This window comes from Desulfobacterales bacterium (assembly GCA_029211065.1).
Taxonomy (GTDB): domain Bacteria; phylum Desulfobacterota; class Desulfobacteria; order Desulfobacterales; family JARGFK01; genus JARGFK01.
The window spans coordinates 1-23671 of record JARGFK010000075.1; the positions used below are offsets into that span (position 1 = coordinate 1).

Sequence of the window (23671 nt, forward strand, 5' to 3'; positions counted from 1 at the left end):
TGATTTCAATAACCAACTTCAACAATAATAAAAAACCGTCTATGAACTTGAAATTGTCTCTACCGTGTCGAGACAATGAGGTGGAATACTTTTACAAAAAGCCTTAATTCAGCTATAGAAGTTTCAAGGGGGCATTTGGACCCCGCATAGTGAATTGTCCACAGACAGGTGTTCCGTGGTTTAAACTTTCTCAGGGGGTAATCCATGACCAACCTTCCGGAAAAATCGCATAATTCGGAAATTATCCTCTATCAAACCGAAGACGGTAAAACCAAAGTTCAAGTGCGTTTGATGGGTGAAACGGTTTGGCTTTCCCTGAATCAGATGGCGGAACTATTCCAACGGGACAAGTCGGTGATTTCCAAACACATTCGCAACATATACCTGGAGGGAGAGCTTCAGGCCGAGGCAACTGTTGCAAAATTTGCAACAGTTCACTCCGAAGGTTCCCGGCAGGTTTCAAGGACGATTGATTATTACAATCTGGACGTCATAATTTCCGTGGGCTACCGGGTAAAATCCCATCGCGGCACACAGTTTCGCATCTGGGCCACTCAGCGTCTGCGGGAGTATATCATCAAAGGATTCACCCTGGACGACGAACGGCTCAAGCAGGCAGCGGGGAAAGCGGGAATGAGACTGGATGGCTCAGAAAATGCCCATAATAGACGGAAAATTCAGGGATATGGCTTTTCAATGCCCGAACATAGGTTTTCTGCCGGATGGGCTGGCTTGGGTCAAAGATGCCGGAAACAATGGCTGTAAAATATTTTATCTCAGTAATCACATTGTGGGGCTGGAGAAGGTTTAGCGCGAGCTGTTTTACGTCCAGCCATTTGTATGCCGTGCCTTTCAGGGCGCGATAATATAGATTGAAGCCGTCAATGTATATGGATGTTCGCATTCGGTAAGGCCCAAAAAAGCAGGGGTCGCCGAAGCGACCCCGCGCCCCAGGTCGAAACCGTGGGGGTAGTTAACTGTTTTTCTCTTATACTGAAACTGTATATTATTTGTCAAGAATAAAGATCGGATCGGTTGATATTCATAAATATTAAGCAGGCACTGAATAGAGATGACCGATTCATTGGCGGACTTAAAGCCGAGTCGCAGCTAAAGTCACGGCTATGGTGACAGCCAGGCTCACAGCCGGAAGCGGGATCAAGCAGGGACCATGAAAAATGTTCATTATGGAAAGGTGTTTTATGAATGAGAAAATTATCGAAATATTAGATGGATTTAAGCATTTCAAAGGCGTTTATGAGAAGGATCTGGTGGATGCTGCCATAGAGTTAAAAGAAGAAATAACTCCCCATCTGATTGCGGTCTTGGAGAAACTGCTTTCCGATCCGAGCAGCCATATTGAAAACCCGGATTTTTTTGATCACACCTATGCTGTCATGTTGCTGGGCCACTTCGGGGAAGCAAAGGCGCATAAGACGATTGTCGATGTGTTTAGCCTGCCGGGTCGAACATCCAATGATCTTTTTGATGATATTGCCACTGAAGACCTGCCGATGATTCTGCTGCGCACCTGCAATGGAACACTCGATCACATCAAAGCCATGGCGCTGAACAAGAAAGCGGATGATTATTGTCGCTCTTCTGCATTGCATGCCATGGCTTATGCCACCGTTGCCCGCATCGCTACCCGTGAAGAGGTGTTGACATTTTTCGGCGGCCTGTTTACCGGACAGGAAGCGGATAAAGATTCCGATCTTTGGGGCTTGCTGGCCTGCCTTGTCTATGAGCTTTACCCGGAGGAATTGATGGATACCATCACGCGGGCTTTTGAGGATGGTCTGATTCATCCGGGAATGATCAGTTATCAAGATTTTGAGCGTGCACTTCGCCGCGAAAAGAACGAACATCTTGAAGATCTGAGAAAAGATTTTGAACGAAGATCACTGGACGATATTCATGCCAGTATGTCCTGGTGGGCTTGTTTTAATCCGGAGACTAAAGATCCGCTTCCGATGGACTATCGTTCTGCAAACCAAAGCGGAATGCTCTCAAATAAATCTCAAAACCAAAAAAGTGCCAAAAAGAAGAGGCGGAAAATATCAAAAGCCTCGAAAAGGAAAAACCGCCGTTAGTATCTTGAGTTAGCAAGCCTTTCGTGGAATGAGGGTACCAGGAACCGGGTTATGATCTAAAAAAATTCCCCCTGCTCACTTTTCCATAGGGGGATGCTAATGAATTGGAATTTAGGGGTGCATTGAGGTGATTACATGACTGGGTGAAGAAACTCGGGAGGTAGGCTTTTATGACCAAAATAAGACCAAGCGGTGGGTACCGCACAACGGCAAGCTTCCAAACCGCCACCTTAATCTACGATGCCGCTTATTGGTTCTGCGAAAAGTTTCTTAATCCAAAATCCCGCATGACTGATCAGATGGTTCAGGCCGCCCGGTCAGGCCGCCAGAATATCGCGGAGGGGAGCCGGGCGTCGGCGACATCGTCGCAAACGGAATTGCGCCTTCTCAATGTTGCACGGGCTAGCCTTGAGGAGCTGCTCCTTGACTTTGAAGACTTTCTGCGGCATCGACGCCTGCTACATTGGGCGATGGGATCACAGGATGCCCAGGCAGTCCGCGGCGTGCCAAGTAAGTTCAAAAAAGATCAGTCGGATCGGGCTGATCTGACAAATCTGACGGATCAGGAGCGCTGGGCACTCTACAAGCCGTGGCTCGAACACCGGGACCCGGCCATATGCGCCAACGCCATCATCTGCCTGATTCATCAGGCAAATTTCCTGCTTGACCGGCAGATTGCCGCCCTTGAAAAGGGCTTCGTGGAAGCAGGCGGTTACAGTGAGCAGCTTGCGGCCCAACGGCTGGCTTTTAGGGCGAAGAAAAAAAGACCTGATCGGACGGATCCGTCCGACCTCATCCCCAACTGTCCGCTTTGCGGCAAACCGGCGGTTTTGCGCACTGCGAAAAGCGGAAAAAATGCCGGTAGCCAGTTCTGGGGGTGCTCGGACTATCCAGACTGTAAAGGAATCGTGAAGTTATGATGCATCCCGATGAAAAGACTTATTTTGAAAAATACCGGCAAGACTACATCACCGCACCTGCCTTTGATCTCATCAATATCCTTGCCGACGACCGCGAACAAAAGAGTGATGTAATCCGGTCGCTATCGGGAATGGAAAATGTAAAGTTAGAGATTCAACGGCTTTCCATCGGCGATTATCAGGTGGACAATCGGGTATTGGTTGAAAGAAAGACCTTAAAAGACTTTGCCATATCCATCATCGACGGCCGTCTTTTCAGACAGATGATCCGCTTAACAAATTCTGCTTATACGGGCGTGTTGATTCTCGAGGGTACGGCCGGCGACACGGCCGAGCTGGGCGTCACCCGGGAGGCTATGCAGGGGGCGTTGATTACCGTTTCATTGATATTAGGCATACCGGTCCTGCGCGCTAAAGATTCTGCTGAAACCGCCAGGCTGATTGTCTATATGGCCCGTCAGCTTGAATCCATAGCTCGGGGCGGCGTCCATCGGCCTGGCTACCGGCCCAGAGATAAACGCAAAAAACAGCTTTTCATTTTGCAGGGATTGCCGGGAGTCGGCCCCGAGAGGGCCGGCCGGCTGCTGGATAAGTTTGGAAGTGTGGAAGCCGTCATCTCGGCCGGCAGCGACGAACTGGAGAAGGTGTATGGTATTGGCAACAATGTTGCCGAAAAGATCAGATGGGCGGTGAGCGAAGAGATAAGACTTTACGGAAATGAGATAACGTCCGCTTTTGAATCGCCGGGTGGAAAAATCTCCCCTAACCCCTCTTTTTCAAAGAGGGGGATTAACTCTTTTATTGACCGTAAAGAGAGCACATTCAGGAAATTGAGAGGGATTGCAACTAAGAAGATGTTGACTGAACAGATCATAGCCCTGACGCGGGGGGATAAATGAAAAAAGGGCCGGTTTATTTTGAAGGAAAGGAGATATGCTGATACAGCAGCTGCAAAAATATTTCGGGTTCAATTCATTTTTAAAAGGTCAGGAAGAGGTCATCCGCAAAGTGCTGGAGCGCCAGTCTGCGGCAGCCATCTTTCCCACCGGCGCCGGTAAATCCCTTTGTTATCAGCTGCCGGCGATGCTGCTCCCCGGCATGACGCTGGTGGTGTCTCCCCTGCTGTCTTTAATGAAAGATCAACAGGACTTTTTGCTGGAAAAGAATATCCCGGCCGCGCGTCTGGATTCAACCCTTCAAAAAAACGAATATAACGCGATTCTCGAAAGCGCCAAAAAAGGCAAATTAAAAATTCTGATGATTTCAGTGGAGCGATTTAAAAATGAACGGTTTCGCTCCCATCTGGAAAAGATGAACATTTCCCTGCTGGTTGTGGATGAAGCGCACTGCATCTCCGAGTGGGGGCATAATTTCAGGCCGGAATATCTGAAACTGCCGGATTATCGGAAGGAATTTAAAATAGAGCAGACGCTGCTGCTTACCGCGACTGCCACCGAGCGGGTCATTGCAGACATGTGCGCTAAATTCAATATCCTTAAAAACAATGTATGTGTGACCGGATTTTATCGTGACAATCTTTTTTTGCAAATAACGCCGACGGCCGCATCCCAAAAAAAGAACCGGCTGCTTCAACGAATTCTGGAGGCCCCCCAGGCGCCTACCATTGTATATGTTACCCTACAGAAAACAGCTGAAGACGTAGCGGCATTTCTTTGCGCAAATAACATCAATGCGCATCCGTATCATGCCGGGATGGAAAATGAAAAACGGGAAGAGATTCAAAATAAATTCATGGCAGGAACCCTGAGCTGTATTGTTGCCACCATCGCCTTTGGAATGGGGATCGATAAAAAAGACATCCGCAGAATCATCCATTATGATTTGCCGAAATCGATTGAAAACTACAGCCAGGAAATCGGTCGCTCCGGGCGAGACGGAAGTCCGGCATTATGCGAAGTTTTGGCCAACAGGGACAACATTCATATTTTAGAAAATTTCATTTATGGCGATACGCCGGAGAAACATTCGATCTTTGAATTACTGCAGATCATTAAAGAAAATAAAGGCTTTATATGGGAAATCAAAACGGTAAGGATGTCAAATGACCTGAATATCAGACTTCTTCCTTTAAAAACGCTGCTGGTTTATCTTGCGATGGAAAAAATAATTCGCCCCAAGCTGACCTATTTTGAGGAATATTCATTCAAGTACCTTATGGAACCGGCCGATATCATCAACAGCTTTGAAGGGGAACGGCAGCGGTTTGTGACAGCGGTCATCAATCATTGCCATACCCGTAAAATATGGACGGATGTGGATATTCAGGGAATCCTTAACAGCTATGATACGGATCGTCAGCGGATTCTCACGGCTTTGGAATACTTTGATGAGAAGGGCTGGATTGAGCTTCAATCCGGGCAGGCAATGGAAGTATATGACATTCTGACGCAGGCGTTTGATATCGAGGTCATGGCTGAAAAAATGGATGCTTTGTTTAAAAGGAAAGAAACGCTTGAGATTCAAAGAATCCACCAGATGGTCGGCTTTTTCGAAAGCGATCTTTGTATCAGCAGGCAGCTTGCAGGATATTTCAGCGAACATCTTGAAAAGGAACGCTGCGGACATTGTTCATTCTGTAAAAACGGGAAAGCGGTTTTACCGAATACGACCGACCGAAAGACTCTCTCTCATTTTGATTTTAAAGCGATTACCGCTGAATTTATAGAAGCCGTAGGCGATAAATTTACCAAGGCGAATTTAACCAAGTTTCTGTGTGGTATCTATACGCCTGTTTTCTCGAAATTGAAGATTAAAAAACTGCCAAACTTCGGCCTCCTTGAAAATTATCCCTTTTTAGAGGTCAGAAACTGGATTAAGGAAGAGATGGGGGGATACATTCAAAACATTAACCGGTAGGGCGCACCTTTACCGATGGAAAGCGCGAAAGATCGGTGTGCGGCAGGAATCTGGCGGCGCTGAAGCGGGTCATGAACTCCTGATTGACGTTTAATTCCAGATAGGTGATGCGGTCCCTGATGGCGTCGATCTCTTCCATGATGCTTGCATCGGTCAGGGCCATGGTGGCTCCGCCGATGGAACTGTTTCCCAGGGAAACAAAGCGGGAAAGGGGCAGGTCGGGCAGCATACCGATGGTGACGGCCGCCTCGGGCTTGATGATGGAGCCGAAGGTTCCGGCCACATAAAAGGTGGCAATATCCCCCAGCGAAATGCCCACGGAAGCGGTAATCGTCTCTAAGATTGAATACATCGCCGCTTTTGATCGGATCAGGCTGCCCAGATCCGTCTGGCTGATGCCAAGATCCGCTCCGGCGGCCGATAGATTTGCCGGCACGATTATGAAATAGGGAGCGCCGTTTAGTTCCTTTAAATTTTCGCCGCAATTTTCCGGCACAAACCGGCCGCGGTTGTCGATCATGCCGGTTGCAAAGAGATGCGCGGCCAGTTCGATGAGTCCGGACCCGCAGATGCCCATGGGCGCTGAACCGTCAATGGTGTGGCAGCGAAATCGCCTTTTATCAGGTTCCTGTTCAATATGATCAATTACGCCCGGGCCTGCCAGGGTACCGATACGGCTGGCGCCGCCTTCCAGGGCCGGTCCGGCCGCACCGGCGCAGGCCACAAGCCAGTCCCGGTTTCCCAGTACGACCTCGGCATTGGTGCCGACATCCACCAGAAGGGATGTGTCGGTACGCCGGTGAAGACCTGAAAATAAAATCCCGGCCACCAGATCGCCGCCGAAATAACTTCCGGCATTGGGGAATATCAATACCCGTGCCTGGGGGTTGATTGCTATCCCCAGTTCCGGCGCCGTTATCAGCCCCGGCCGGTTGACCACCGGAATGTAAGGTTCGCGGATGATCCAGTCCGGGTTTAACCCCATGAACAAATGGGTCATGACGGTATTGCCGGCAACCGATACGAAATAGATGTCGTCCGGACGAAGATTGCAGTCGCTGCAGACCTTACGGATGGATTCGTTTAAGGCGGCAATCACAAGATCATGGAGCTGGCCCAGGCCATCCGCATTTCCGGCAAAATGGACCCGGGTCAATATGTCGGGACCGACGGAAAGCTGCGGGTTTGAGAATGAAGACTCGATGAGAACGGTACCGGACAGAAGGTCTATCAGGCGCAGGACCACTGTGGTGGTTCCCAGGTCAACGGCCAGGCCGGCCAGGGTGGCGGCGTCCTGAGCTTCTTTGATGTCAAGGAGAATCCAGCGATGGCGGTCTCTGTACAGGAGGCACTTTGCCTTAAAGTCCCAGTTGCGCAATTGGCGGGGCAGCTTCTTGAGCAGGCTAAGCTCGATATGGATGTCGTCGGTTTGAAGCCGCGTTTTCAGCATCCGAACCAGGCGGTCCGCATCTGCGGTGTTGTCCTGCAGCGAAGGGGGCGGCAGGAAAACGATTTGAATCCATCCCGACTGGTCAATTTCCATGGGCGACTATCCGTTCCAAAGTGCCAAATACATAGGGACATAAGCAGGGTGACGTTCCATAATCCCTTACGGGTGTCAGACAACTCCCGCTCCCGTCTTGGGAGAGGGTGTAATAACTGTATTTATTTCCCCCCTCACCTAACCTCTTCCCGCAGATACTGTGTCGTAATTGTAAAAGCCAGGGCTCCAATATTTTTCGTCATTCCGGGCTTGACCCGGAATCCAGAATGTTTTCAACCACGCCAAGGCGTGGCTGGATGCCGGACCAAGTCCGGCATGACGTGGAGAAAAAAATTATTTTAACAATTACGACACACCTCGCAAGGGGGAGAGAAATTATAGGTTGTCGGACAGCCTCTCAGGGGGGGATTTTCCTGCAGATTGGCCTTCCATCTCCGCCAAAATTGCATTCATGCAATCCCCGGCTTTTCCCAGTATCAGATAGTCGCTGACGCTGCCGGTCAGGGGGGTCTTTTCAGGGTTGATTTCGATGACCAGGGCACCGGCGTCTTTTGCCACCAGCGGCATGAGCGCGGCCGGTTGGACAACTGCGGAAGTGCCGATGACCAGCATGATATCGCACTGGGCGGCCGCCAGGCGGGAACGCAGCAGGTGTTGGGGCGGAATCATTTCGCCGAAAAAAACACATTCCGGTCGGTAAATCCCGCCGCAGCTGCAGCGGGGGGGGATTTGCGACAGGTCAATTCGGGGCGTTTCACAACGCCGGTTGCAGTCCAGGCAGCGATGCCAGGCAAAATTGCCGTGAAATTCAATGACGTCCGAATTGCCTGCCATCTGATGGAGCCCGTCGACATTCTGGGTAATAACCGTTTTCAGTTTTCCACATGTCTCGAGTTTGGCGAGTCCTTTATGGGCATCGTTGGGTCTGGCTTTGTCGACGATTTCTTTCATCTCTTTGAGAAGAAGATTCCAGACCTTGGCCGGGTCGCGCATGAAGCTATCGATGTGGGCGACCTCCATGGGGTCGAATTTTTCCCATACCCCGCCCTTGCCCCTAAACGGCGGGATCCCGCTCTCGACCGAAATGCCGGCGCCGGTTAAGGCAACGATATGTTTGGCCGCGCTGAGATCTTTGGCGGCCCGCTTGAAAAGATGTTCCATTTTTATTTACGATCGATCAGGGTTTACAATTGGAAGGCCATATCCCCGTTACCGGACACCGCAAAACATTCCAGCCCGTTTTCTTTTTCGGAGATGCGCTGCCGGCAGGATTCGACAATTTTATCCACCGCCACATCAGACCGCTCCTGATTTAAATGGAACAGTCCCAACTTCTTTACATCGGCTTCTAAAGCGAGATCCAGGGTTTCAGTAAAGATCGAATGCCCCCAGGCTTTTGTTTTTTTGTATTCGGTCGGAATGTATTCGGCATCATGAATCAGCAAATCCGCGCCGGCAGAGAACTCGACATAGTCTTTGCGTTGCAGTCCGCCGGGGTGAACATACCCCAATTCATTATCCGTCAGAAAAACAAAGGATTTGTCGTTTTCAACGAATTTATAACCGCTGCCGCTGTTGGGGTGACTGATGGGGATGGGGGTAATTTGAATCGAACCGATTTCAAATGTAAAAGGGCAGGCGTCTTCGTAAAAAATTTTTGCCTTTACATCTGCATATCTCACCGGAAAATTGGGCGGGGCCATGACTTTTGTAAGAATGGTTTCAACAAACTTGCTGTGAAAAGGGCACCGATGCATCTGCAATTGGGCATGCTGAAAGTAGAGCGGTTTAAAAAAGGGAAAACCCATGACATGATCCCAGTGCGCGTGGGTAAAAATAAAATTATACTGATAGCGTTTTTCATCCAACAGCAAATTACCCAGTCTGCGAATTCCGGTGCCTGCATCGACAATAATGATATCGCCGCTTTCGGAGCGGATTTCCAGGCAGGTGGTATCGCCGCCGTATTTGAGATACTCTTTTCCCGAGACAGGTATCGAGCCTCTGGATCCCCAGCATTTGATATACATAAACCCTTTTAGCTATATTTTCGCAAGGATTTCAAGTAATTTTTCCAAAAAAAGTATGCCAGATCCCTTCGAGCTCCCATTTTTTGATGATCCTGACCGGTTTTTGGGATAATTCGGCCTGGATGTCCCTTGCCTGGCTGCGTAAAAGTCCGGAGAGGATAAACCCTTTTTTCGATAAAAAGCCCCTGGAGGCAATCAGCCCCTTCATAACTTGGTAATGGACATTTGCGATGACAAGATCCGCCTCAACATTCACAAAGTCCTGGGCCAGTCCCTGAATCGCCATAATTTTATTTTCCAGCCGGTTGCGCCGGATATTGTTCAGGGCGGTTTTGACGGCCAGTAAATTAAGATCCACCGCCAGTATTTTCCGGCAGCCCAGGCGCGCGGCGGCAAGCGCCAGCAGACCGGTTCCGGTGCCTAAATCCAGTGCCGAAGCAAAAGTGTCAAAGCCAAATGCAAATTCCAATGCTTCCAGACAGCTCAGGGTGGTGGGTGGCTGCCGCTGCCGAAGACAACCCCGGGGTCAAGGATAATGGGCCGCTTTTCCGACGCCAGCGTTTCCGCCGGCGCCGACCAGGGCGGGGTAATGAAAAAACTGCCGAAATAGCCGGGACCCAAAAGCCCCCCCTGCCATTCGGCATAGGACATTTGGTATTCATCAACAAGTGTTAAATCGGGTCGGGTGGAAATAAACTGTTCGATCCTGGGTAGAGACGTTTCGGAAAAAAAAAGAAAGGAAAAACCATCTTCCAGCCAGGCGCCGATGAATCTATGGCCAAAGTTATGGCCTTCTGTTTTTGCAAGCCCTTTCAGGTAGTAGATAAATAAATCCGTGTAGGAAGATGCGTGGGGATCTCCGGGAAAATTATGCAGGGGCCGGACATCAGTCATTTTTGGGTAGTTGACCCAGATACCATTCCATGGGATCCAGGAGAGTGAAGCCCATCTTTTCCAGCTTCTTTTTAACGGGGGTGACGTTCAGGGTCAACAGATAGGGAAAAACGGCCCGTTTACCTTTTTCCCAATACCTGGCCACCAGAATGCTTCCGAAGGAGATATTTTCTTCTGTGACGGCGTCGACAATTTTTTTCATTTGTCCGATTTTTTCTTCAACCAGAATACAAAGGAGGGTTCCGGGCTCTCCAATTCCCAGCACATTAATGAATGCCCGCATCAGATCCCGCGTGGAAAGGATCCCTTTCAGAATTCCCTGCTCATCCACCACCGTGAAAGCACCGACTTTTTTTTCCTGGATCATCAGCAGGGCGTCCTGCAGGGTATCCCGGGGAGAGAGCGTGACAGGATTTTTTGTCATGATTTCAGTCACTTTAATTCTTGCAAGGCGACTCTGGTCCATGGCACGGTCCGGATCATCCAATACGCTGGACGGCATGGCGCTGCGGATATCGCGGTCCGTAACAATGCCGCAGAGCCGGTTATCCTTTGTTACCACCGGCAGATGGCGGATGCGATGTTCGGCCATTTTCTTTTTTGCATCCAGAATATTCGTATTTTCATCAATTGTAATAACCTTTCGGGTCATTGACCTGCTGATAAACATGGTGTCCTCCTCAAAACAGCTGTAATTAAATTATGTTATTTTCCCAACGAGCCGGGAGAAAGGGGTCCAGAGATTATAAAACCCTTACGGGTAAATTCCTGGAGTTCAGGCGTCAGCCTTTTATTCGCCTTCGCCTGAATACCCTGCTGCTTGCAGCAGGGATGAAAGGCGAGGTGAACCGCGCCGAAGCTCAACTGAGCGTAAGCGGGTTAAAGCTACGGCGCAATTGCGCTTTGATACCCCGCAGCTTGTCGAAGATCCCGGTTTATCGGGGCTGCGGGGAGCTTCATTCATCCATCAAAACGGATATATGATTCCCTGCCAGTTCGGGCAGGCGATCCAGTGCGTATCCACCCTCGAGGACGGAAATAATTCTCCCCTTTGAATAGCGGGCGGCCATATCAACAATTTGTTTCATCATCCTGGCAAACCCCATGGTCGAAAGCTGGATGTCCGACATATCATCGTCGACATGGGCGTCAAAACCGGCTGAAACAATGATAACTTCCGGCTTAAAGGCGTCAAAGGAGGGGAAAAGATCTTTTTGCAACAGGCGTTGATATTCGCTATCGCCCCGGCCGGGTAATACCGGAGAATTCAACGTAAACCCGTACCCCGGCCCCGACCCTTTTTCAAATTCACGGCCGGTACCGGGAAAAGAAAACGAGGGGTGCTGATGAATGGAATAATAAAATACCGTGGGGTCCTGGTCAAATATGTGCTGAGTGCCGTTGCCGTGGTGTACGTCAAAATCCACGATGCCGACCCGATTGATGCGACCTTCCTGCTGTAAATAGCGAGCGGCAACGGCTACATTATTAAAATAACAGAACCCCATGGCCCGGCTGCTCTCTGCATGATGCCCGGGGGGCCTGACCGCACAGAAGGCATTGTCGATTTCTCCGCTGAGCACCTGCCGTGCGGCCTCCAGCACGCCGCCCACAGCCAGCAGGGCCGTATCATAGGTTTGGGCAGACATCTGGTTGTCCGGACCGTCCAGCATCGAATCGCCGGCTTGGCAGGCGGTCTGGAAGCGGCGGATGTATTGTTTTTCATGAACGGCTTCAATCCATTGCAAGTCTGCCGGGACGGCCGGGAGCAATTTAAGCTTCGGCAGCAGTCCGGCCGCTTTTATCCCCTTATAAACCGCTTTAACGCGTCCGGGGACTTCGGGATGATAGGTGCCCGTATCATGAAGCAGGTAACGTTCATCGTACAAAAACCCGGTTTTTTTCATACTTTTTTCTGCAAAAAGGGATTTAGCCGATAACTCTGTCGAAAATGGCAAAAGCTTCTTTTACTGCGGGGTTGTCCTCCGGCATTTCAATGGTCGGCTGTCCATTCAGATCATATTCATAGACGCTTTGATTCTCAGGTATGGTTCCGGCAAGCTCTAAACCGGCCTGGCTGAGCAGTTCCAAAACCGTCTTGTCCGGTTTTTCTTTAACCCGGTTGATTACCGCATAGCATTTGGTCACGCCGATATTAAGGGTCTTGGCCAGGTCATTAATACGGATGGCTGCCTGCAGACCGCGCCGTGAAGTGTCGGAAACGATCAGCAGAATATCAACGTTGCTGGTGGTCAGGCGGCTGATATGTTCAAGGCCGGCTTCGTTATCCATGACGATGTAAGGGTAATTTCCCGTAAGCCTTTCCAGGAATCCGGTCAGCAGGGTGTTGGCGGCGCAGTAACATCCCGGACCCTCGGGTTGTCCCATAACAACCAAGTCATAGCCGGCGGATTCGATAACGGCCTGCTCCAGCTTCATGGACATAAACACGTCTTTGGTCATGCCGCTGGGAACCTTGCCTTTTCTCATTTCTTCGCGGGAGTTGCCCAGGGTGTCTGTAACGGTTAGGCCGACCACTTCGTTCAGGTTGGCATTGCTGTCGGCATCAACCGCCAGGACCGGGGTTTTACCGTTCTTTACCAGGTATTTAATCAGCAGGCCGGCTACAGTGGTTTTCCCTGTGCCCCCTTTGCCGGCCAGTGCAATTGAAAAAGCCATGTGGGTGGTGTCCTTTCGAAAAAAAATCAATCCATACAACAGTTCAAGATTAAGACAGTTTAAATAATCCGTCAAGTTTCTTTTATATATGAATTTACAGCTAAAATTTTTCCGGTAAACCCAAAAAGAATGTTCCCTTTATTTCTTTTGCAGCGGTTTTACCCTTGCGGGAAAACCTGAACCGCAGCCCCCCTCGTCAGGCCCCAAACACCTTGCAAAAGCCCAGGGCATGTGCTAAATCCAAAAAATAACAGGATTTTCGCTGTTACGGATTGACCCGGATATTTCACGAACCACTATTCTTTAAATATTTTTAAATATTTCTGAAAAATTTTCATAAAATAAATAGGCCAACAGCCATCAATTGAACACCTTAATTCTAGATATGTTTGGAGGAAGAGAATGGACTTTGAACTGAGCAAATCACAGAAAGAGATTCAAAAAGCGGCCAGGGATTTTACCAGGGGAGAATTTGACAAGGAACTTGCTTTGGAACTCGACAGAAAGCACGAGTTCCCCAAAAAAATCTGGCAAAAAGCAGCCGAACTGGGCTTTCTGGGGATTCATTTTCCGGAAAAATATTCCGGCCAAGGCCTGGGCGTGCTGGAAAATATCATTATTGCCGATGAATTCTGCCGGCGGGATTCCACCATCGGCAGCGCTGTTATTCTTGCCGGCTTTGCATCCGAATGCATCCTACGCTTTGGTTCTGAAGAACTGAAGGAAAAGTTCTTGCCGCCCGTGGCCGAAGGCAGGATGCTGTCCGCCGGCGCTTTTACGGAGCCGGACCATGGATCGGACATTACGTTCATGGATACCAGCGCGGTCAGGGAAGGGGAAGAGTGGGTGATCAACGGCACCAAAACCTTTATTACCAATGGCGGGCTGGCCGGTTTTTATACCGTTCTGTGCCAGACCGACCCCAATGCCCAACCGACCTATCGCGGCATCAGCATGATTCTGGTGGAAGCCGACCGGGAAGGTGTGACCGCCACGGATGTGGGCGAAAAAATGGGTATTCGCATGATGGCCACTGCGGAGATGAATTTTAAAAATGTGCGGGTCCCGGTATCGAACCTCATCGGTAAAGAGGGCCGGGGGTTTTATCAGGTCCTGGAATTTTTCGATGAAAGCCGCATCCTGGTGGCTGCCCAGGCCCTGGGTACGGCCCAGGGGGCTTTTGACCGCGCCCTGGATTATGTGAAGCAAAGAGAACAGTTTGGCAAAAAAATCGCGCAGTTTCAGGTTACCCAGCACAAACTGGCCGATATGGCCACCAAGATTGAACTGGCCCGGCTGATTACCTACAAGGCTGCCTGGAACTATGATCAGGGAGGGCGCATTGATCCCAAGCTGACATCCATGGCCAAAATGTTTGCGGCAAAGACCGCCGTGGAGGTGGCTGACGAGGCCATTCAATTGCTGGGCGGATACGGGTATATGGCGGAGTATGAAGTCGAACGGTTTTACCGGGATGCCAAGATTACGGAAATTTACGAGGGAACCAAGGAGATACAGAAAAATACGATTGCCAGTGCGCTGATAGGAAAAATCTAAAGGGTCCATTTGTCGATGATATATAACCCAACGAAAGGGGGATACCGTGATAGATCTAATCAAAAAAACAATGATGGCCGGCATCGGACTGGCGCTTAAAACCCGCGATGAAGTGGAAGAGCTGGTCAAAGACCTTACTAAAAAAAGCGACATGAATGAGCAGGAAGGAAAAAAATTTCTGGATGAGCTCCTCGGCAGATACGACGAAGCCAAAGTGAAGATGGAAGAACGGGTTGAAAAAATGGTTAAGGATTTCTTGAAAAAGGCGGATGTCGTTACCGGGGATGAATTAAAGGCATTAAAAAAAGAAATCCGGGAGCTGAAAAAGGCCATCAGCAGCGACACGAAGACAACCGGTTAATTATTGGCCAAATCGATGCTCAGCATAAGAAAAATCGGTGTTATCGGCCGAACCTACCGCCATCTGAACCGCTATCGTCAAATCCTGTCGATTTTAATTAAGTATGGATTTGAGGACCTGGTGGACCGCCTCAAGATTGATCAGTACATTGAGGTCGGTCTGCAGATGATTTCCCGGAAAAAGATTGAACGGGAAGGAAAGCTGACCGGTTCCGAAAAAATACGGATGGTGCTTGAAGAGCTGGGTTCCACGTATATCAAGTTGGGCCAGGTCCTGTCCACCCGGCCGGATTTGATGCCGGCTGCCATCATCCGGGAGCTTTCCAAGCTCCAGGATGATGTGCCCCCTTTTTCTTATCCGGAAGTAAAACGAATTGTAGAAAAAGAGCTCTCTTTGCCAATTGGAGCGCTTTTTGAGTCTTTTGAAGAAGCCCCCTTTGGATCAGCGTCCATCGGCCAGGTCCACAAGGCGCGCCTGAAAGACGGCGAATCCGTGGCCGTTAAGGTGCAGCGGCCCGGCACCAAAAAGATAATCGAGGTCGATCTTGAAATTATGCTTCACCTGGCGACTCTGATGGAACGGCATGTGGAGGAACTGGCGTTTCACCGGCCCGTCAAGATTGTTGAAGAATTCGCCCGGACCCTTGAAAAGGAGACCGACTATACCATTGAAGCTGCGAACCTGGAGCGATTTGCCCGCAACTTTTTAGGCGACCCCACGCTTTATATCCCCAAAGTATTCCACGGGCTGACGACCACCCGGGTCTTGACCATGGAACTGGTGGACGGCATCAAGGTTTCCGACGTCGATCAGCTCGACGCCGCGGGGCTCGATCGAAAGGCCATCACCGAGCGGGGAGCGGACCTCATCCTCAAGCAGGTATTTGATCACGGATTTTTTCATGCCGACCCGCACCCGGGGAATATTTTTGTGCTTCCCTACAATGTCATCTGTCTGCTGGACTTCGGCATGGCGGGATCCGTTGACCGCACGACCCGGGAAGACTTTGTGGAGCTGATCGACAGCGTGGTCCGGCAGGATGCGTATCGGTCAGCCCAGGTCCTGCTGAAGCTGACCACCTGGGATGCTGAACCGGACCTTCGCCTGCTGGAAAAAGAAGTCGCCGAGTTCATGGGAAAGCATTTATACAAACCGCTGAAGGAAATTCGGGTCGGCAAGCTGATTCAGCATCTCTTCGAAATGGTTTCCACCCATCGGCTCCGGATTCCGCCGGATATCTTCCTGATGATGAAAGCAATCAGCACGGTGGAAGGGGTGGCCCTGATGCTGGACCCGGATTTTGATATGATCGCCCGGGCGACCCCCTTTATACAAAAGGTCAAGATGGCGCGGTTTTATCCGGACCGCATCGCAAACGATTTGATTCGAATCACGGCGGAGCTGTTTCAGTTTGCCCAGCAGTTTCCCCGGGATGTCCTTGAAATTACCCGGTTGATCAAGCAGCAGAAGCTCACGATTAAAATGGAGCACGAGGGCATGCGCGATATGATGGCAACCCACGACCAGATCAGCAACCGGATTTCCTTTTCCATCATCATTGCCGCCCTGATTGTGGGGTCGGCCCTGATCGTCATTTCCAAAACGCCTCCCTTTATTTACGGCATCTCCTTTATCGGCATCATCGGTTTTTTAGCCGCCGCCCTCATGGGCATCTGGCTGCTGGTGGCGATTTTGAAAAAGGGAAGATTATAAAATTTGAATCATTGTCGGAAGGAGAGGAAATGAGAACAATTGAGGAAAAATATCAGCGTATCGCAGATGGCGGGCGTTCATTCGATATTCGCTTCTGGCAATCCCAAGGTGATCGTGCCATTTTCGAGGCGGTAACGGAAATGCTGCATGACTATTTTTTGATTCGAGGTGAAAATGCTGACGAATTCCGACTTCAGAGAACTGTTGAATCTTTTCGAAAAGCATAAGGTTCGCTATCTTATTGTAGGCGGCTATGCAGTTATGAAATACAGCGAGCCACGATTTACGAAAGATCTTGATTTGTGGATAGCGACTGATCCGGAGAATGCAAGCTCAGTGTATGCGGCCTTAAAAGAGTTTGGGGCGCCGCTGGCAGATCTTACCCCAGATGACTTTACCCAGCAGAATTATTTCTATCAGATGGGAAGAGCGCCTTTGCGGGTTGATATTATGATGTCGATACCGGGGGTCAAATTTGAGAAGGCATGGGAAAACCGGGAGTTCGTTGAACTGGATGAGCATGAGATTGCGTTTATTTCAAGAGCTGATCTGATACGGGCAAAGGAATCGAGCGGAAGACCACAAGACAAGATCGATGTTGATAAACTGAAGGAAGCCGAACAATTGGATGCGCTCAACAAAAGATAGCTCATCTCTTCCATCATTATTGCCGCCCTGATTGTCATCTCCAAAATGCCCCCCTTCATTTACGGCATCTCCTTTATCGGCATCATCGGTTTTTTAGCCGCCGCCCTCATGAGCGTCTGACTGCTGCTGGCGATTTTGAAAAATGGAAGATTATAACGCAAACGTGGGCGAAGCGTCATCCGCGCTTGTTCGATGCCTTAGAAATTCAGTATTCATAAAATTGGGACCAGGAAAGAATCTGCACCAATTTTTATAGAGTACCACCAACTCCTGTATTCCGTCCCATTCTATTAAAATGAACACTTATTGTTGAATTCCCCGGGGAGGCAATGCTATTATTTGAGAGCACTGTGGCAAGCATGGTGCACTTTTTAAATGCCTTGAATACTGAAGAATATATTTGGTATACTTGAAACTGTCTATAATTCACAATAATGCAAGTATTGTTGTAAGGAGTCAGCGAGGGGCCAGAAATATCCACGTGGGCATGACGGCTATAACTTACTGGTTCAAAGCGCAACCCCTTACCGAATTACCCATCCATTCGACATACGCCCTCTTGCACCGCTGCAAGATAAGGGAAGAGGATAGCATGAAAAAGAGAAATAAAGACCTGCAAAAGCTTACCGGCAAACAACAATGGGAAATTAAAATCCGCATGCTCGGCGGCCCCCCGCCTGTGAAGGAGGCAGAAGAATGATTCCCGTGCTGGTTATCCTGATATCCAAGTGTAAATGTAACGGCTGTTTTCAATTTTACTCTGGAAGGAATGTGACTCAATGTTTACGGAGATTTTTATGATGAGCCATTTAAATCCTGACAACAAAAACACCACCCGCTGTTATAAATTCGTTCTGTTTTTCTTTCTCGCACAAATTGTATTCGCCAACATGACGATGGCTCAAAATCAGCGGATTATTGTCGGGGTATTGGAAAACTGGCCGCCACAATACATGACAGATCCAAAAACCAAGGAGCCGACAGGATTTGCCGTTGATGTCATAAGAGAAACAGCACGGTTGAGCGGCTTGGATATCAGCTATGAAGTTTTTAAAGAATGGCCGGTGTTAAATCAGGCGTTGCGTGAAAAGAAAATCGATGTGATTCCAAATATGGGTATCATTGAGGAGCGAGAAAATCTTTTTAAATTTACGATACCGGTTGAAACGACAAAAATATCGTTTTTCGTCAGGAAAACATCAAATGATATCAATAGCGAAAAGGATTTAACCGGACGAGCAATCAGTGTGGTCGAAACAAATAAGGGCCGGTTTTTAATGGAAGAAAGGGGATGGGGGAATTTAAAAATTTATCAGTCTTTTGATGAGGCGCTGATGTCAGTGGTATCCGGAATATCAGATGGGATTGTTTATCCCGACCCTCCGTTCATGAATATTTTGGAGCAGTACGGCCTCAGCGACAGGATCAAGGTGGTGGGTGAGCCGCTACTTGAAATCAAACGGGCGATAGCCGTTCAAAGTGACCATTCAGACCTGGTCAACAAATTGAACGATGCAGTGAAGGTGCTGGTGGCTTCAGCGAAATACCAAGAGATTTATTCGAGGTGGTATGGAAAACCAGCGCCATTTTGGACCGTCAAGCTGGTGGCTGTCATTATGGGAATTTCCATTTCTATTATCGGTCTGGCATTATTGGCCTGGCGTTATTATTCCGTTATGAAGCTGAATAAAAGCCTGCTTGTTCAAACTCAAAAACGCAACATCGCTGAAAAGGCTCTCCATGAGAGCAGAGAAGACTTAATGGAATCGCAGCGAATTGCCCATGTGGGCAGTTGGCGTTTGGATATTAAAAGCAATCAGGTCGTTTGGTCGGAAGAGCTCTATAAAATGTATGGTTTTGACCACGCACTTCCTCCCCCGCCTTACACCGAACATCAGAAGCTGTTTACTCCTGAGAGTTGGGACAGATTGTCTGCTGCCCTGAACAACACGATAGATAAGGGAATTCCCTTCGAGCTTGAGCTGGAAACTGTACGGGAGGATGGAAGCCATGGATGGATGTGGGTACACGGCCAAACCTTACTTAATGCAAAAGGCGAGATTGTTGGTCTCCGTGGAGCGGCTCAAGACATTACCGACCGCAAGCGGGCAGAGGCGTCTCTGGAAGAAAGCCAGAAAATATATCGTATCATCGCTGAAAACATGGCAGACATTATCACAACGATGGATATGAATCTACGCTTTACCTATGTCAGCCCGTCAATCATACGATTGCGAGGTTTCACTGTTGAGGAGGCTCTTGAACAAACGATAGACCAAATTATGACACCGGATTCCTTTCAGCTTCTTGCCGACGCCTTTGAAGAGGAACTCCGGCTGGAAGAAACTGCAACGGCTGATCCTGACAGAACCCTAATCTTGGAATTGGAAGAATACAAAAAAGATGGTTCCACGATCTGGGTTGAGAACAAGGCATCATTCATCCGGGACAAGGACCAAAAGCCTATCGGAATCCTCATCGTGTCTCGTGACATTTCCAAACGCAGACGAGCAGAAGAGGAGTTGAAGGATATTTCTTCACATCAGGAGACTCTTTTGTCTGCAATTCCGGACATTGTCGTGGAAGTGGACAATGATAAAATATATACTTGGGCGAATCAATCCGGCTATGATTTTTTTGGAGATGACCTAATCGGCAAAGAAGCCAGTTGCTACTTTGAGGGCGAACAAGATACCTATAAGTCAGTGAAGCCGATATTCAAAGGCGAAGAAGATGTCGTTCATCTGGAGAGCTGGCAGCGACGGAAGGATGGAGAGAAACGCCTGCTTGCTTGGTGGTGTAAAGTGCTGAAGGATAAAACAGGAAGAGCACAGGGAGCCCTGTCCACAGCTCGAGATATCACTGATCAGGTGAAAATGCAGGAACAATTTTTCGCCAAGCCCAAAAAATGGAGTCCGTGGGGCGGCTGGCCGGCGGAGTGGCTCACGACTACAACAACATGCTCAGCGTCATCATCGGATTTACGGAGATCGCCCTGGAAAAAGCGGCCGCAGATGATTCTTTGCAGGAAGATTTGAATGAGGTAATGAATGCCGCTCGCCGTTCCACGGATATCACCCGCCAGCTGCTGGCATTCGCCCGGCAGCAGACCATCGCACCCAAGGTGCTCGAATTAAACGAAACCGTGGAAGAGATGCTCAAAATGCTGCATCGGCTCATCGGTGAGGACATCGACCTTTCATGGCAGCCCGGCCCCGGTCGGATGCCGGTATTTATGGGCCCGTCCCAGCTCGACCAGATTCTGGCCAACCTGTGCGTCAATGCACGCGACGCCATTGGCGGGGTGGGCAAGGTCACCATCGAAACCGACTGTGTTCACTTTGACGCGGAATACTGCTCAGATCATGCCGGTTTTCATCCGGGCGATTTCATCTTGCTGGCCATCAGTGACGATGGTTGCGGCATGGAAAAGGATGCCCTGGACAAGGTTTTCGATCCGTTTTTTACTACCAAGGGCGTAGGGGAAGGCACTGGCCTGGGACTGTCCACGGTGTTCGGCATCGTCAAGCAAAATGACGGTTTTATCAACGTGTACAGTGAACCTGGAAAAGGCACGACATTTAAAATCTATCTGCCACCGTATGCAGGCAAAGATTTGAAAATAAAAGCTAAGGAGATGACTGAACTCCCATCCGGCCACGGCGAAACTGTAATGATCGTAGAAGATGAGACATCCATTTTAAAGCTGGCCCAAAGGCTTCTTGCAGGTTTGGGATATAACGTCCTGGCAGCCTCTACCCCCGGTGAGGCAGTGACCCTGGCGGAGGAACATGCCGGCGAGATCCACTTGCTGTTCACCGATGTGGTCATGCCCGAAATGAATGGTCGCGAGCTGTCCGAACAACTCCATACTCTTTATCCTAATCTAAAAACCCTTTTCATGTCAGGTTATACGGCTAAAGTAATTGCCCACCGTGGCGTTCTTGAAGACGGTGTTAGTTTCATTTCAAAGCCGTTTTCAAAAAATGACATAGCCTTTAAGGTACGACAAGTGTTGGATAAAGCAAAAACAGAAACTCACGATTAACTATCCCATGGTTGAGAATCTGGCCACCCTAAAAACTCAAAGATACTGGATGTAGTCTTAACCGAACTCAACGAATTAAAAATGTACCTTTTTTCAAGTCTAATACAGCAGAACGGCACTGATATTGTAAGAACAACTCAGCGTTAGGTTAAAAAATTAAATACGGAGATAAGTATGGCCTTTTTGACGATTGATGAAACCAAATGCAAACATGATGGAATCTGTGCGGCCGAGTGCCCCAGGCGGATCATAACCCAGGAAGATAGCAAGAGTTTTCCTAAAATTGCAGAGGCTGATGAAGCCTATTGCATGGTCTGCGGACATTGCGTGGCCGTCTGCCCCCACGGCGCTTTGAGCGTGACCGGGGTGGGCATTGAAGACTGCCCGGAGATAGAAAGAGAGTTGGTTCCATCTTGGGATCAGGCCAAGCAGTTCCTCCGATCCCGACGATCCATCCGATTGTTCAAGGACAAGGCTCTGGACCGGGAAACACTGGAACAGTTGATCGAGACGGCCCGCTACGCTCCCACGGCCAGCAACGCCCAGAACCTCCAATGGACGGTGATCGAAGGACGGGACAAGTTGGAGCCGCTGTCCCAGGAAACCATCAACTGGATGGAACGGGTCATCGAAGCCCAGCCCGACTCTCCGGCGGCCGATTATTTCCGCCCAATGGTGGCTCGCTGGACCGCCGGCTACGACATCATCCTGCGCACCGCCCAGACTCTCATTGTTCCCTCCGCTCCCAAAGAGAACGCCAACGGCTTGGTGGACTTGAGCATCGCCTTGGCTTATCTGGAGCTGGCCGCCCTGCCTCTGAACGTGGGCACCTGTTGGGCCGGCTTGCTCCGTGGGGCCATGCAGGCCACCCCCCAGTTGGTGGAATCCATGGGTCTACCCGAGGGACACGCCTGGTTCTACCCAATGATGATCGGGTATCCCAAGTTTAAGTATCATCGGTTGCCGGAGAGGAAAGCACCGGTGATTCACTGGAAATAGGGATCAGCTGAACCGGAATGATTTAGAAACAGGTCATGCCTCCGGCGGGTAGAATGGCCCTGCTTTTTTTATGCCTATTTTGAATCTCTTCTTTCAGCAGGCAGCAGGCAATTTTGTATAGCGGCGCGCCGTCCTGGTTATAGCTTAGTGCTTCGACGCGCAATTCCTGTGGCGCATTTACACACCCGATAAATAAAATTGCTAACTCCATTCGGCCCGAGCTCATAACCGGAGGCAGCACTAAGTCCTGAGCAAATAAATTCATCATCGAATTTATGCGTCGATGGACTTAAATTGTCGGGCGGGATGATTTTGTTCATGACGCACCCTTCGTATAGTTATATTCATCGATTAATTGACCCTATCGGGTATAAAAATAATAATTTTGATTGACATTATACCCGATAGGTACTATTAACCATCCAATTGTCTATCTTTATACCTGATCAGGTATATTTTTATTTTACATTCGAGCAAATAGCCCAGTAAAGCACGATGAATAAAATTTCCGGCACAAATCATCCCGAAAGGGTATAAAAAAACATTATGAATCTGAAAGAATTTGTAAAAAAACAACGTAAAATTAACGGATTGACCCAAACCCAGCTTGCCCGCAAGGCCGGGGTTGGGCTGAGGTTTGTAAGAGATTTGGAACAGGGTAAGGCAACCTTGAGAATGGACAAGGTAAATCAGGTTCTGCAGTTATTCGGCAAAACACTTGGCCCCGTTGATTGGCATCCTGAAATTGGTGAGGATTAAATGGAGAAAAGAAAGAAAAAGGCCTTTGTCTGAAAATGAGAATCTATGTATGAATATCGCATCTGCCTATGGGGTTGAGGTGCCGCCTCATGGCCTGCTGCCCCTGGCAGATGACAGCTTGGCCTATGTCGTTAAAAGGTTCGATAGACTTGATGACGGCCTAAAACTTCAACAAGAGGATTTTCAACAGCTTCTTCAAACAGATGATAAATACGCAGGTTCTTATGAAAGAATTGCCACCTGAATCTTGCACGTAGTGTTCTTTGAAAAGCAAATAAACCATCTGGGCGCCTTTTATGGTAAGGGTTTAGCAGCCAAAAAAATATCATAAGGAGGTACCCAGATGGTAAAACGACGAAAAAAGCATAACAAGAAAAGCCGCAACAGTAAAGGATTTAGTAAGCATCGTGCGGATGCCAGAAAAATCAACGCATCGACCGGATATGAAACCTGCACGGAGCAGCTGAGCCCATTTGGCGGGCTTTTGGTGTTAATCAAATTTTTCGATCTGGTCAATTTTAAAGAAATCTTTCACTCTGCGTATCAAGCTCCGTTGCGGGAGCCCAAGCTGGGACACTATTGGATGATG

At 49.1% G+C, this 23671-nt stretch carries 25 protein-coding genes; 16 read left to right on the forward strand and 9 right to left on the reverse strand.

Going from position 1 to position 23671, the window contains the following annotated elements:
• Positions 1-204: 204 nt before the first annotated feature.
• From rhuM to P1P89_15490, 5 genes are all read left to right on the forward strand, one after another.
• Positions 205-765, forward strand: a complete 561-nt coding sequence (rhuM, locus tag P1P89_15470; protein MDF1592915.1) for a RhuM family protein — start codon at positions 205-207, stop codon at positions 763-765.
• Positions 766-1202: 437 nt separating this feature from the next.
• On the forward strand, positions 1203-2093 hold the full coding sequence (locus P1P89_15475) for a DUF1186 domain-containing protein (GenBank protein MDF1592916.1): 891 nt from the start codon (positions 1203-1205) through the stop codon (positions 2091-2093).
• A 170-nt stretch (positions 2094-2263) separates the two neighbouring features.
• A complete protein-coding gene (locus P1P89_15480; protein MDF1592917.1) occupies positions 2264-3013 on the forward strand; it encodes a four helix bundle suffix domain-containing protein in 750 nt (249 codons plus the stop codon).
• Entirely contained in the window at positions 3010-3912 is a 903-nt protein-coding gene (locus P1P89_15485) for an ERCC4 domain-containing protein (GenBank protein MDF1592918.1), read from the forward strand. The genes P1P89_15480 and P1P89_15485 overlap by 4 nt, the downstream gene beginning before the upstream one ends.
• 34 nt (positions 3913-3946) lie before the next feature.
• Complete coding sequence (locus P1P89_15490) at positions 3947-5890, forward strand: RecQ family ATP-dependent DNA helicase (protein MDF1592919.1); 1944 nt, start codon at positions 3947-3949, stop codon at positions 5888-5890.
• On the opposite strand, the gene P1P89_15495 is transcribed toward P1P89_15490, so the two are convergent.
• From P1P89_15495 to P1P89_15530, 8 genes are all read right to left on the reverse strand, one after another.
• Complete coding sequence (locus tag P1P89_15495; protein ID MDF1592920.1) at positions 5880-7433, reverse strand: ASKHA domain-containing protein; 1554 nt, start codon at positions 7431-7433, stop codon at positions 5880-5882. The two genes, P1P89_15490 and P1P89_15495, sit on opposite strands and share 11 nt — an antisense overlap.
• A gap of 336 nt (positions 7434-7769) precedes the next feature.
• Positions 7770-8555 carry an NAD-dependent deacylase gene (locus tag P1P89_15500; protein MDF1592921.1) on the reverse strand — a complete coding sequence of 262 codons (786 nt, stop codon included), beginning with the start codon at positions 8553-8555 and terminating at the stop codon, positions 7770-7772.
• A gap of 23 nt (positions 8556-8578) precedes the next feature.
• Complete coding sequence (locus P1P89_15505; protein ID MDF1592922.1) at positions 8579-9424, reverse strand: MBL fold metallo-hydrolase; 846 nt, start codon at positions 9422-9424, stop codon at positions 8579-8581.
• A gap of 31 nt (positions 9425-9455) precedes the next feature.
• Entirely contained in the window at positions 9456-9893 is a 438-nt protein-coding gene (locus P1P89_15510) for a 50S ribosomal protein L11 methyltransferase (GenBank protein ID MDF1592923.1), read from the reverse strand.
• A 14-nt stretch (positions 9894-9907) separates the two neighbouring features.
• Positions 9908-10318: a 50S ribosomal protein L11 methyltransferase gene (locus P1P89_15515; protein ID MDF1592924.1), complete on the reverse strand. Its 411-nt coding sequence runs from the start codon at positions 10316-10318 to the stop codon at positions 9908-9910.
• Positions 10311-10988, reverse strand: a complete 678-nt coding sequence (locus P1P89_15520) for a CBS domain-containing protein (GenBank protein MDF1592925.1) — start codon at positions 10986-10988, stop codon at positions 10311-10313. Before P1P89_15520 ends, P1P89_15515 begins: the two co-directional genes overlap by 8 nt.
• Before the next feature lie 286 nt (positions 10989-11274).
• Positions 11275-12225, reverse strand: a complete 951-nt coding sequence (locus tag P1P89_15525) for a histone deacetylase (GenBank protein MDF1592926.1) — start codon at positions 12223-12225, stop codon at positions 11275-11277.
• Positions 12226-12247: 22 nt separating this feature from the next.
• A complete protein-coding gene (locus tag P1P89_15530; protein MDF1592927.1) occupies positions 12248-12997 on the reverse strand; it encodes an AAA family ATPase in 750 nt (249 codons plus the stop codon).
• Between the two features lie 402 nt (positions 12998-13399).
• Here P1P89_15530 and P1P89_15535 point away from each other — a divergent pair, with 402 nt between their 5' ends.
• The 8 genes from P1P89_15535 (at position 13400) to P1P89_15570 (ending at position 22323) form a co-directional block, all read left to right on the forward strand.
• Positions 13400-14554, forward strand: coding sequence for an acyl-CoA dehydrogenase family protein (locus tag P1P89_15535; protein ID MDF1592928.1), 1155 nt, complete (start codon positions 13400-13402; stop codon positions 14552-14554).
• Positions 14555-14600: 46 nt separating this feature from the next.
• Entirely contained in the window at positions 14601-14915 is a 315-nt protein-coding gene (locus P1P89_15540; protein ID MDF1592929.1) for a hypothetical protein, read from the forward strand.
• 15 nt (positions 14916-14930) lie between these two features.
• Complete coding sequence (locus tag P1P89_15545) at positions 14931-16628, forward strand: AarF/ABC1/UbiB kinase family protein (protein MDF1592930.1); 1698 nt, start codon at positions 14931-14933, stop codon at positions 16626-16628.
• A gap of 29 nt (positions 16629-16657) precedes the next feature.
• The gene (locus P1P89_15550; protein MDF1592931.1) at positions 16658-16855 is read left to right on the forward strand and encodes a hypothetical protein; all 198 of its coding nucleotides are present in this window, start codon (positions 16658-16660) and stop codon (positions 16853-16855) included.
• Positions 16833-17276, forward strand: coding sequence for a hypothetical protein (locus P1P89_15555; GenBank protein MDF1592932.1), 444 nt, complete (start codon positions 16833-16835; stop codon positions 17274-17276). Before P1P89_15550 ends, P1P89_15555 begins: the two co-directional genes overlap by 23 nt.
• A gap of 779 nt (positions 17277-18055) precedes the next feature.
• Positions 18056-20314, forward strand: a complete 2259-nt coding sequence (locus P1P89_15560; protein ID MDF1592933.1) for a PAS domain S-box protein — start codon at positions 18056-18058, stop codon at positions 20312-20314.
• Positions 20236-21324, forward strand: a complete 1089-nt coding sequence (locus P1P89_15565; protein ID MDF1592934.1) for an ATP-binding protein — start codon at positions 20236-20238, stop codon at positions 21322-21324. Before P1P89_15560 ends, P1P89_15565 begins: the two co-directional genes overlap by 79 nt.
• 174 nt (positions 21325-21498) lie before the next feature.
• Positions 21499-22323, forward strand: coding sequence for a nitroreductase family protein (locus tag P1P89_15570; GenBank protein MDF1592935.1), 825 nt, complete (start codon positions 21499-21501; stop codon positions 22321-22323).
• A gap of 22 nt (positions 22324-22345) precedes the next feature.
• Here the strand turns inward: P1P89_15570 and P1P89_15575 are convergent, their stop codons facing one another.
• Positions 22346-22534, reverse strand: a complete 189-nt coding sequence (locus P1P89_15575) for a hypothetical protein (protein MDF1592936.1) — start codon at positions 22532-22534, stop codon at positions 22346-22348.
• Positions 22535-22869: 335 nt separating this feature from the next.
• Here P1P89_15575 and P1P89_15580 point away from each other — a divergent pair, with 335 nt between their 5' ends.
• The 3 genes from P1P89_15580 to P1P89_15590 form a co-directional block, all read left to right on the forward strand.
• On the forward strand, positions 22870-23082 hold the full coding sequence (locus P1P89_15580; GenBank protein ID MDF1592937.1) for a helix-turn-helix transcriptional regulator: 213 nt from the start codon (positions 22870-22872) through the stop codon (positions 23080-23082).
• Positions 23072-23326 carry a HipA domain-containing protein gene (locus tag P1P89_15585; GenBank protein ID MDF1592938.1) on the forward strand — a complete coding sequence of 85 codons (255 nt, stop codon included), beginning with the start codon at positions 23072-23074 and terminating at the stop codon, positions 23324-23326. Before P1P89_15580 ends, P1P89_15585 begins: the two co-directional genes overlap by 11 nt.
• A 99-nt stretch (positions 23327-23425) precedes the next feature.
• On the forward strand, positions 23426-23671 hold a 246-nt coding region (locus P1P89_15590; protein MDF1592939.1), incomplete at its 3' end, for a hypothetical protein.

What these genes read in the sequence shown, in the direction of transcription:
- P1P89_15550 (MDF1592931.1), top strand. Translation starts at nt 16,658, where the DNA reads ATGAGAACAATTGAGGAAAAATATCAGCGTATCGCAGATGGCGGGCGT.
- P1P89_15485 (MDF1592918.1), top strand. Translation starts at nt 3,010, where the DNA reads ATGATGCATCCCGATGAAAAGACTTATTTTGAAAAATACCGGCAAGAC.
- P1P89_15535 (MDF1592928.1), top strand. Translation starts at nt 13,400, where the DNA reads ATGGACTTTGAACTGAGCAAATCACAGAAAGAGATTCAAAAAGCGGCC.
- P1P89_15520 (MDF1592925.1), bottom strand. Translation starts at nt 10,988, where the DNA reads ATGTTTATCAGCAGGTCAATGACCCGAAAGGTTATTACAATTGATGAA.
- P1P89_15500 (MDF1592921.1), bottom strand. Translation starts at nt 8,555, where the DNA reads ATGGAACATCTTTTCAAGCGGGCCGCCAAAGATCTCAGCGCGGCCAAA.
- P1P89_15565 (MDF1592934.1), top strand. Translation starts at nt 20,236, where the DNA reads ATGCTCAGCGTCATCATCGGATTTACGGAGATCGCCCTGGAAAAAGCG.
- P1P89_15560 (MDF1592933.1), top strand. Translation starts at nt 18,056, where the DNA reads ATGTTTACGGAGATTTTTATGATGAGCCATTTAAATCCTGACAACAAA.
- P1P89_15580 (MDF1592937.1), top strand. Translation starts at nt 22,870, where the DNA reads ATGAATCTGAAAGAATTTGTAAAAAAACAACGTAAAATTAACGGATTG.
- P1P89_15475 (MDF1592916.1), top strand. Translation starts at nt 1,203, where the DNA reads ATGAATGAGAAAATTATCGAAATATTAGATGGATTTAAGCATTTCAAA.
- P1P89_15570 (MDF1592935.1), top strand. Translation starts at nt 21,499, where the DNA reads ATGGCCTTTTTGACGATTGATGAAACCAAATGCAAACATGATGGAATC.
- P1P89_15495 (MDF1592920.1), bottom strand. Translation starts at nt 7,433, where the DNA reads ATGGAAATTGACCAGTCGGGATGGATTCAAATCGTTTTCCTGCCGCCC.
- P1P89_15545 (MDF1592930.1), top strand. Translation starts at nt 14,931, where the DNA reads ATGCTCAGCATAAGAAAAATCGGTGTTATCGGCCGAACCTACCGCCAT.
- P1P89_15530 (MDF1592927.1), bottom strand. Translation starts at nt 12,997, where the DNA reads ATGGCTTTTTCAATTGCACTGGCCGGCAAAGGGGGCACAGGGAAAACC.
- P1P89_15525 (MDF1592926.1), bottom strand. Translation starts at nt 12,225, where the DNA reads ATGAAAAAAACCGGGTTTTTGTACGATGAACGTTACCTGCTTCATGAT.
- P1P89_15575 (MDF1592936.1), bottom strand. Translation starts at nt 22,534, where the DNA reads ATGGAGTTAGCAATTTTATTTATCGGGTGTGTAAATGCGCCACAGGAA.
- P1P89_15480 (MDF1592917.1), top strand. Translation starts at nt 2,264, where the DNA reads ATGACCAAAATAAGACCAAGCGGTGGGTACCGCACAACGGCAAGCTTC.
- P1P89_15515 (MDF1592924.1), bottom strand. Translation starts at nt 10,318, where the DNA reads ATGACTGATGTCCGGCCCCTGCATAATTTTCCCGGAGATCCCCACGCA.
- rhuM (MDF1592915.1), top strand. Translation starts at nt 205, where the DNA reads ATGACCAACCTTCCGGAAAAATCGCATAATTCGGAAATTATCCTCTAT.
- P1P89_15490 (MDF1592919.1), top strand. Translation starts at nt 3,947, where the DNA reads ATGCTGATACAGCAGCTGCAAAAATATTTCGGGTTCAATTCATTTTTA.
- P1P89_15505 (MDF1592922.1), bottom strand. Translation starts at nt 9,424, where the DNA reads ATGTATATCAAATGCTGGGGATCCAGAGGCTCGATACCTGTCTCGGGA.